This window comes from Paraconexibacter sp. (assembly GCF_041602235.1).
Lineage (GTDB): Bacteria > Actinomycetota > Thermoleophilia > Solirubrobacterales > Solirubrobacteraceae > Paraconexibacter.
Genome location: NZ_JBFIGP010000152.1, coordinates 1 through 8,966, shown reverse-complemented (window position 1 = coordinate 8,966; position 8,966 = coordinate 1). Strand labels below are relative to the sequence as shown.

The window sequence follows — 8,966 nt, the reverse complement described above, 5'->3', positions numbered from 1 at the left end:
GGCCTCCACGTTGGTCGGCTCACCACGGGGCCTCCTCCGCCCCTCGCCGAGCTCCGTCCGGGGCCGGGTGATCCCGCCCGGAACGGCGTCCGATCGACGGCGCCGAAGCGCTACCCCGTGCGTCCCAGGCGCGACGCGAGGGCGACCGCCTCGTCCGCGGATGCGAACGTCAACTCGACGCGGTACCCGGTACCTCGCGGCTTGACCTTCAGATCGGTGCCGAGGGCAGCGCCGAGGGCCGCCGCGATGTCCTCGGCGGCTGCCGCCTGATCAGGATGCAGGGCGGCGCGGCCCTTCGTCACCCCGCGCTCGGCCTCGTTGACCTGGCGCGCCTTCTCCTCCAGGACGCGCACCGACCATCCGGCCTCCGCCGCGGCGCGACCGAGGCGCTTGCGGTCCCCGTGGTCGTCGGCCATCAGCAGGGCGCGACCATGGCCCTCACTCAATGCGCCGGACTCCAGGAGATCGAGGACCTCGTCGGGCAGGTCGAGAATTCGCAGCAGGTTGGACACCGCGACGCGGCTACGACCGATGCGCTTCCCGACGGCCTCGCGGGTCAGCCCCAGCTCCTCGACGAGGCCCGCGACAGCACGCGCCTCCTCGACCGGGTTGAGGTCCTGCCGAGCCATGTTCTCGATGAGTGCGTCCTCGAGCGTCGTGGCGTCGTCACGCTCCCGGACGATGGCCGGTATGACCTTGAGGCCGGCGGCCTGGGCGGCGCGCCAGCGACGCTCGCCGGCAACGAGCTCGTAACCGGTGCCGCTGGGGGCCGGTCGGACGAGCACCGGCTGCAGCACGCCACGCTCGCCGAGCGACTCGGCGAGCGCGTGCAGCGCCTCGTCATCGAAACGCTTCCGCGGCTGGTTGGGGTTCGGGTGGACGTCGGTGACCGGCAGCTCGCGCAGCTCATCCGCCGTGGGCCCGGCGGGACCCGCGACATCCTCGGCCGTCACGGAGAGGATGGCCGACAGGCCCCTCCCCATCCCTCGCTTCTCAGCCACGGGCGGCAACCTCCTTCGCAAGCTCGAAATACGCGTCGGCGCCGACGCAGTGCGGGTCGTAGTGCGTCACCGGCACGCCGTGGCTCGGCGACTCGCTGATCCGCACGTTGCGCGGGATGACCGTGTCGAAGACGAGTTCCGGGAAGTGCTTGCGCACGTCCTCCTCGACCTCCCGCGCCAGGCGGGTCCGGCCGTCGTGCATGGTGAGGATCATCCCCGCGATCGTGAGCCGCGGGTTGAGCTCGCGCTGGACGAGCGACAGTGTCTCCAGCAGGCCCGCCAGGCCCTCGAGGGCGTAGTACTCCGTCTGCACGGGCACGATCACGCGATCGGCCGCCACGAGCGCGTTGACGGTCAGCGGGCCCAGCGACGGCGGGCAGTCGAGGATCACGTACGCGAAGCGGTCCCGGATCGGCTCGAGGGCCTTGCGCAGGTTGCCCTCGGATCCGGCCTGCCGCGGAAGCTCCATGGTCGCGCCGGCGAGGTCGGGGCTCGCCGGCAGCACGTACAGGCGGTCGATGGAGGTGGGGACGATCGCCTCGGCGGCCGGGGCGTCCCCGGCCAGGACGTCGTAGACGTTCGGCTCGAGGTCCTTGGCCAGGCCCAGGCCCACCGTGGCGTTGGCCTGCGGATCGATGTCGATCAGGAGGGTCTCGTAGCCCGCCTCGGCGATGCAGGCAGCGACGTTGACGGCGGTGGTGGTCTTCCCCACGCCGCCCTTCTGGTTTGCGATGGCGTAGACGGTGCCCATGCGACGGTCCACGGTAGAGATTCAGACGGTCGGAGGGCCGAAAGAATCCCGCTCGTAGCGGCATTCTCGGCTCACCGCCCACGTCACGCCGGCGCGGTGATCGGTCGCTTGCGCGCCATGCCCTCGCGGCGGGGGAAGCGGTCGGGCGTCGGCGCGACCTTCTCGTAGAGGTAGAGATGACGGGCCTCGACACCCTCCCAGGGCCGGACCGCGACCACCTCGCGCAACGCGAGTCCCGTGGCGTCAGCGGCGGCGCTGCCGTCGGCCTCTTCGACCGGGTCCCGTGCGCCCTTCCACGCGCACAGCGTCCCGCCCATCTCGAGCAGCGGTGCCGCGTACTCGACCAGCGCGGTGAGCGGAGCCAGGGCGCGCGCGGTGACCAGGTCGTGGACACCGAGCCCTTCGGGCCAGGCCTCCGCCCGGGCGTGGACGGCGCGGGCGTTCGCCAGGTCCATCCGCGCCGCGGCGCGGGTCATGAAGTCGCACTTCTTCCCCACACTCTCGACCAGGTCCACCTGCGCGGACGGCAGCGCCAGCGCGAGAACCAGGCCGGGCAGACCAGCCCCGGCGCCCAGGTCGGCGATCCGTCGGGCCTCGCGCACCCGCTCGACCGTCAGTCCGACGAGGGAGTCGGCGATGTGGACGTCGGCGCCCTGGCGAGGGGCGACGACGGTCGTCGGGGCCGTCGGGTCGCTCGCGAGGAGCTCGAGGAGCGCATCGAGACGGTCGACGGCGGTCGGCTTCAACCCGTACTCGTCGACAAGGGCTTCCAGGCGGGGGCGCGCGACGGTCATTGGCGCCCACGGTACGTCACGGACGCTCAACCAGCGTTCCACGTGAAACGTCCCTCGCCGCATATCCGCTGTTTCACGTGGAACACGGGCAAGACGGCCCGCGGCGATGTTCCACGTGAAACATCGGTCCGCGCCCATCGCGCGGGGTCGCGCCGTCCCTACTCGGCGGCGGTGCGCGGCGAGATGACGAGATGCCGCTCGGGCTCCTTGCCCTCGCTGTGCGTCTCGACGTCCCCGCGCTCGGCGAGATACGTGTGCACGAGCTTGCGCTCGCTCGCGGTCATCGCGTCGAGCGCCACCTCGCGGCCCGTCTCGAGCACCTCGGCGAGCGCCTCGTCGGCCTGGCGCTCGAGCGCCTCGCGACGACGCGCTCGGTAGCCCTCCGCGTCCACGACGACCCGCCGCGGACGGTCCTTCAGCGCGGCGAGCGCACGGACGGCCAGGTGCTGCACCGCGTCGATCGTCTGGCCGTGGCGGCCGATGAACAGCCCGAGATCCTCACCCTGCAACGTGGCGACGAGGGTCTCGCCGTCCTCGTCCACGGTGATCTCGATCTCCGCGTCGAGGTCGAGCGCCTCGACGACATCCTCCAGCAGGTCGCGGAGGAGGTCGCGCTCGTCATCACCCGGAATGCTCATCGACGCCGTCCTGTCTTCTTCTTCTTCTTGCGCGGCGGCGGCGGCGGAGCCGAGCCGGCCACGGAGGTTCCCCCCGCGGGCACGGGTTCGACGAGATTCGCCTCGGCCATCGCGGCTCGCGTGTCCGGCGGCGGCCCCAGCGTGCGCCGCACGATGGCCTGCTGGCCGATCGTCCAGATGTTCGTGGTGATCCAGTAGAGGATCAGGCCGGTCGGGAAGTTGATGACGAAGACCACGAAGACGAACGGCAGCGCCAGCATGATCAGCTTCTGGTTGCGGTCCGCGGTGACCGACATGAGCAGGCTCGAGACGAGCTGCGAGCCCACGTAGAGCACGATCAGCGCGATCAGCACGCTGCCCGTCGCCTTGTCCGTCAGGTCGGGGATGAAGAAGAACTTCTCCGCGCCGACCGACGCGACCTCGGAGCACGAGGTGTTCTTCAGCGCGTCCCCCGCGTCCTTGCCGGCCGCGCGGAGCGCCGGACCGCAGATGTCGAGCTTCAGGTCCTTCTGCAGCATGTAGAACAGCGAGAGGAACACCGGGAGCTGGGCCACGATCGGCAGGCAGGAGCCGAACGGATTGACCTTGTTCTCCTGGTAGAACTTCATCATCTCCTGGTTCAAGCGCTGCTTGTCGTCCTTGTACTTGTTCTGCAGCTTCTTGATCTCGGGTGCGAGGACCTGAAGGCCCCGCATCGACTTGAACTGCTTGATCGTCAGCGGCAGCAGCAGCGCGCGCACGAGCACGGTCAGCGCGATGATGGAGAAGCCCCACCCCAGACCGACCGTGTCGTGGAAGAAGAGGAGCACCTGCTCGAACACGTCGATCAGGGGCTGGAAGATGTTCGCCAGGACCAAGGGCACGGGATCTACTTCGTCGGTGTCGGAGCGCCCGGATCACGCCGCCCGAACAGGCGCTGTGCATGCACCGGATCGTGGCCGCCGTGACTCCATGGGTTGCAGCGCAGGACGCGCCATACCCCGAGCACAAGTCCGCGCAGTATGCCGTACTCCTCGATGGCCTGCGTGGCGTACGCCGAGCACGACGGCTCGTACTTGCAGCGGCGCGGCAGAGCAGGCGACAGGAAGCGGCGATAGGCGCGGATCGGCGCCGAAACGGCCCTCCGCGCCCACATCAGGCGGTCGACCCCGTAGCCTTCGTGATCAACTCGCCGAGCTCGCGGCGCACCCCGTCGAGACCCTCGCGCTCCGCGAGCTCCCGGGACTCGGGACGGGCCACGACGACGACGTCGATGCCGGTCGGAAGCCGGGGTCCCTCGGTCACGAACGCCTCGCGCAACAGGCGCTTGACGAGGTTGCGGTCGACGGCGCCGCCCACCTTGCGTGACACCGAAAGCCCCAACCTCGGCTCGACGTCGAGGGTGTCCTCGCCCACGACCGGTTCGGCCCCGCGCGGAAAGGTGTACAGCACGAAGAAGCGGCCGCCGTGAGAGCGGCCGCTGCGAAAGACACGGTCGAACTCCGCGGACCGCGACAGGCGCCCGCGCTTGGCGCGCCGACCGCCGGGTCGCCGCGGCTCCGTCACCGGGTCAGACGGTGAGACGCTTGCGGCCCTTGTCGCGGCGGCGCTTGAGCACGACGCGACCCGCCTTCGTGCTCATCCGCTCGCGGAATCCGTGGGTGCGAGCGCGCTTGCGCTTCTTGGGCTGGTAAGTCCGCTTCATAAGAGAGATCCGCCGCGGTTGGACGACGGGCTGGGCAGTGTAGCGCGGTGCGCTCGGAGAAGGTGTCCGCCGCCTGTGCTTACGGTTCTGCACACGATCCTGCACAGGGCTGTGCAGACATGTGCGACCCGAATCTGCCGCGATTTGCGGGGTCCCGGTCACCGGCCCGGCGAACCGTGGCGGCGGGCCCCAATGCCTCTGGTATGGTCGCCGCCCGCCGCTCGGAACCGGTGTGGCCTTGCGCCAGATCCTCCTGAGCCGGCCCCTCATCCTGCTGCACCGACGCCCATCCTCCGGGGGTCGGTTCCTGCCGTGCATCACGACCTCCACGACATCTGGGACGACCTGTGCTCCGAACTCCGGAGAGCCGTCCCGGAGAGCACGTTCGAGATCTGGCTCGCGCCCCTGCGCCCCCTGACGCTGGCCGACGACACGCTCGCCGTCGAGGCCCCCGCAGGGATCCGCTCCCTCGTGGCCCAGCGGTTCGGCCGGCTCCTCGACGCCACCGCCTCCGCGGTGGTCGGGGCGGGAACGGTGGTGCGGATCGACCAGAGCCCACCGTCCCGGCTGGACGAGCGCGCACCACGGGGGAGCACCGGGCGGACCGCGGAGCGCACGGCGACGCGCGAACGCCGAACCCGCGGTGAGCGCGGCGACGACGCCCCCCGCCGCGTCCAGCCCGGCCCACCCGAGCCCCTGAACCCGAAGTTCACCTTCGAGCAGTTCGTCATCGGTGACGCCAACCGCATGGCGCACGCGGCCGCGCTCGCGGTCGCCGAACTCCCCGGGCAGGCCTACAACCCGCTCTTCCTCTACGGCCCTCCCGGGGTCGGGAAGACCCACCTGCTCCACGCGATCGGCAACTACATCCGCCGCTACGGCGCCGGCCTGACGGTGCGCTGCACCACCGTCGAGCGCTTCACCAACGAGTTCCTCGGCGCCCTGCACGGCGGCGACGTCGACGCGTTCAAGGCGCACTACCGCCGCAACGACGTCCTGCTGATCGACGACGTGCAGTTCCTGGAGCAGAAGGCCAAGACCGAGGAGGAGTTCTTCCACACGTTCAACGCGCTGCACGACATGGGCAGCCAGTTGGTCTTCACCTCCGATCGCCTCCCGGGCGATCTCGACGCCCTGCACGACCGGCTTCGCGAGCGGTTCGCCTCCGGTCTCGTGGCCGACATCAGCGCCCCGGACCCGGCCACACGCATGGGCGTGCTGCGCAAGCGCGCCCAGCACGACGGCCTGGCGCTGCCCGACGACGGCGCTCTCGAGGTCATCGCCGGGCGCATCACCTCCAACGTGCGCGCGCTGGAGGGAGCACTGATCCGCGTGGTGGCCTTCGCCTCCCTGGAGGACGAGCCGATCAGCGCCGAGCTCGCCGCCCGTGTCCTGGACACCCTCTACCCGCAGGCGCGCAAGACCGTGCACATCGACGTGCGCCTCGTCCAGGACCTCGTCTGCGACGCCTTCAGCCTCTCGCGCGAGGAGCTCCTGAGCGACGACCGCTCCGCGCGCGTCTCCTGGCCCCGCCAGCTGGCGATGTACCTCGCGCGCGAGCACACCGACGCGACGCTGCCGGCGATCGGGCGGTCCTTCGGCGGCAAGAACCACACGACGGTCCTCTACGCGGTCCGCCGCACGACCGAGCGCCTGGCGCAGGACCCCGATGTCCTCGCGACGGTCAGCGACCTCGCACGGCGCCTGACGGACGGATGGGAGCTCGCCGATGCCGACCGGGCGGACTGACAGACTTCGCACATCCCCATGGCCCCGTTGTGCGCGCGTTTCCCCGCTCCGTGCGGCCATGACCCGGGTTTCTCCACACTTCCACAGGCCTGATGACTCCAATCAGTGATACGAGGTTCTCATCGTGAAGCTGTCCACGACCAGCCGGGAACTTCTCTCGCAGCTCCAGACCGCAGCGCGCGTGGCTTCGAGCCGCAGCGCGGTCCAGGCGCTCTCCGGCGTGCAACTCGACGCGACGGCCTCCGGCGTCGAGCTGCGCGCGACCGACCTCGAGGTCTCGCTGCGCGTCCCGCTGATCGCGACGGTCGAGCGTGAGGGATCCGTGGTCCTGCCCGCGCGCCTGCTGCTCGACGTCGCTCGTCAGCTGCCGGACGGACCGGTGACCCTCGAGCTGCGCGCGGCCGAGCAGGACGTCGAGGTCGTGTGCAAGTCCTCGAAGTTCCACATCCGCACGCTTCGGGCCGAGGACTTCCCGCCGCTCCCCGGCCGGGCGGACGGCGAGGGGGACCAGGTGGTCACCATGCCGGCGGAGGCCTTCGTCGGCACGATCGGCAAGGTCGCACGCTCCGCCTCGCGCGACGAGACCCGTCCCATCCTCACCGGCATCCTCGTCTCCGCCGCCGGGGACGAGCTGCGGATGGTCGCGACGGACTCCTACCGGTTGAGCGTCAAGGAGACCAAGCTCGCGGCGCCCATCGAGACGGGCTTCGAGGCCAACGTCCCCGCACGGGCGCTGCAGGAGCTCGAGCGCATCGTGCAGGCCTCCGACGCCTCGGAGATCCGGATCGGCCTGCGGGAGAACCAGGTGGTGTTCGAGGTCGGCGCGACGGTCCTGTCCTCGCGGCTCATCGATGGTCAGTTCCCGAACTATCGTCAGCTGCTGCCGGACACCTACGAGCACGAGCTGCACGTCCCGGGTGAGGAGCTCGCCGGCGTGGTGCGCCGGATCAGCCTGATGGCGCAGAAGAACGCCCCGCTTCGCCTGGCCTTCACCGAGGGGCAGCTCACCGTCTCGGCGCAGACGCCCGACGTGGGCGAGGCCAGCGAGCCGCTGCCGGTGCCGTTCAGCGGCGAGGCCTTCGACATCGGGTTCAACCCCGAGTTCCTGCGCGACGGCCTCGAGAGCGTCGAGTCCGGCGACGTGGTCCTGAAGCTCATCAGCCCGCTGCGGCCGGGCCTCATCGAGGCCGGCGACGGGAGCGGCTTCCTCTACCTGATCATGCCGATCAGGCTCAACGTCTAGTCGAGCCTCGTGGTCGTCGCCGGTCTACGTCTGCGCGGGTTCCGCACGTACGACCGGGCCGACGTCCACCTCGGCGCCGGCCTGACGGTGATCCACGGGCGCAACGGGGTCGGCAAGACGAACCTGGTCGAGGCGCTGTACTTCGGGTGCACGGCGCGCTCGTGCCGGACGTCCAACGAGCGGGAGTGCGTGCGCTTCGGCGCGGACGCGGCGCGCGTCGAGGTCGACACGGTCGACCGTCACGGTGACGCGCACGAGCTCAGCGTCGGCTTCCAGCCGGGGGAGGCCAAGCGGATCCGCGTGGACGACGCTCTGGTCGAGCGCCTGGTCGACCATCCCGCCCGACCGCTGGTCAGCGTGTTCCTGCCCGACCGGTTGGAGCTGGTCAAGGGCCCGCCGGCGCTGCGCCGTGCCCACCTCGACCAGGTGGTCACCGGTCTCTGGCCGTCACGGACCGAGACCCGCCGTGCGTACCGTCATGCCCTCGCGCAGCGCAACGCGCTGCTGCACCGCATCCGCGCGGGGCACCTGTCGCGGGACAGCACCTCCGCCTGGGATCTGGAGCTGGCCCGGCACGGCGTCGCGCTGCGGGACGATCGGGCGCGGACGGTGGAGCTCCTGCAGCCGGGGTTCGCGAGGATCGCCGGTGAGCTCGGTCTCACCGGGACACCCGAGTTGCGCTATCGGCCGCGGACGACCGCGGCGACGGCACAGGGCCTCGCCACCGAGCTCGCCGAACGCCTCGACGGCGACCTGGAGCGGGGCTTCACCGGTCACGGTCCGCACCGGGACGACCTGGCGTTGCTGCGCGACGGTCGGGAGCTGCGGGTCTACGGGTCGCAGGGGGAGCATCGCCTGGCCCTGCTGGCGCTGCTGCTGTGCGAACGCGAGGCGATGGCCGAGGAGCGCGGTGCACCACCGCTGATGATCCTCGACGACGTGATGAGCGAGCTCGACCCGGACCGCCGCCGGCTTCTCGTGGAGCGCCTGCGCGACGGCGGGCAGAGCGTCATCACGACGACCGACCTGGCCCACGTCCCCGGTGGCGACGCCGCCGACGTGGTGCGCATCGCGGTCGGCGAGGGCGGCGTCCTGCAGGAGGTCCG

The 8,966-nt window shown here is 70.9% G+C and carries 11 protein-coding genes; 3 read left to right on the top strand and 8 right to left on the bottom strand.

The features are described from left to right. Positions 1–110: 110 nt before the first annotated feature. From ABYE80_RS12760 to rpmH, 8 genes are all read right to left on the bottom strand, one after another. On the bottom strand, positions 111–1,001 hold the full coding sequence (locus ABYE80_RS12760) for a ParB/RepB/Spo0J family partition protein (RefSeq protein ID WP_372790665.1): 891 nt from the start codon (positions 999–1,001) through the stop codon (positions 111–113). After that, positions 994–1,752 carry a ParA family protein gene (locus ABYE80_RS12755; RefSeq protein WP_372790664.1) on the bottom strand — a complete coding sequence of 253 codons (759 nt, stop codon included), beginning with the start codon at positions 1,750–1,752 and terminating at the stop codon, positions 994–996. The genes ABYE80_RS12760 and ABYE80_RS12755 overlap by 8 nt, the downstream gene beginning before the upstream one ends. Before the next feature lie 83 nt (positions 1,753–1,835). After that, on the bottom strand, positions 1,836–2,546 hold the full coding sequence (gene rsmG / locus ABYE80_RS12750) for a 16S rRNA (guanine(527)-N(7))-methyltransferase RsmG (protein WP_372790663.1): 711 nt from the start codon (positions 2,544–2,546) through the stop codon (positions 1,836–1,838). A gap of 158 nt (positions 2,547–2,704) precedes the next feature. Further along, on the bottom strand, positions 2,705–3,184 hold the full coding sequence (locus ABYE80_RS12745) for a protein jag (RefSeq protein ID WP_372790662.1): 480 nt from the start codon (positions 3,182–3,184) through the stop codon (positions 2,705–2,707). Then, positions 3,181–4,047 (bottom strand): YidC/Oxa1 family membrane protein insertase, encoded by an 867-nt coding sequence (locus ABYE80_RS12740; protein ID WP_372790661.1) that lies wholly within the window; start codon positions 4,045–4,047, stop codon positions 3,181–3,183. The genes ABYE80_RS12745 and ABYE80_RS12740 overlap by 4 nt, the downstream gene beginning before the upstream one ends. A gap of 5 nt (positions 4,048–4,052) precedes the next feature. Beyond that, complete coding sequence (gene yidD, locus ABYE80_RS12735) at positions 4,053–4,319, bottom strand: membrane protein insertion efficiency factor YidD (RefSeq protein WP_372790660.1); 267 nt, start codon at positions 4,317–4,319, stop codon at positions 4,053–4,055. After that, positions 4,319–4,729: a ribonuclease P protein component gene (rnpA, locus tag ABYE80_RS12730; protein WP_372790659.1), complete on the bottom strand. Its 411-nt coding sequence runs from the start codon at positions 4,727–4,729 to the stop codon at positions 4,319–4,321. The genes yidD and rnpA overlap by 1 nt, the downstream gene beginning before the upstream one ends. 4 nt (positions 4,730–4,733) lie before the next feature. Continuing rightward, entirely contained in the window at positions 4,734–4,868 is a 135-nt protein-coding gene (rpmH, locus tag ABYE80_RS12725; protein ID WP_372790658.1) for a 50S ribosomal protein L34, read from the bottom strand. A gap of 312 nt (positions 4,869–5,180) precedes the next feature. On the opposite strand from rpmH, the gene dnaA reads away from it, so the two are divergent. The 3 genes from dnaA to ABYE80_RS12710 all read left to right on the top strand — a co-directional run. Further along, positions 5,181–6,617 carry a chromosomal replication initiator protein DnaA gene (gene dnaA, locus ABYE80_RS12720; protein WP_372790657.1) on the top strand — a complete coding sequence of 479 codons (1,437 nt, stop codon included), beginning with the start codon at positions 5,181–5,183 and terminating at the stop codon, positions 6,615–6,617. 124 nt (positions 6,618–6,741) lie between these two features. Next, positions 6,742–7,860 carry a DNA polymerase III subunit beta gene (gene dnaN / locus ABYE80_RS12715; RefSeq protein WP_372790656.1) on the top strand — a complete coding sequence of 373 codons (1,119 nt, stop codon included), beginning with the start codon at positions 6,742–6,744 and terminating at the stop codon, positions 7,858–7,860. A gap of 9 nt (positions 7,861–7,869) precedes the next feature. Further along, positions 7,870–8,966: DNA replication/repair protein RecF (locus ABYE80_RS12710; RefSeq protein WP_372790655.1), on the top strand; the 1,097-nt coding region annotated here is incomplete at its 3' end.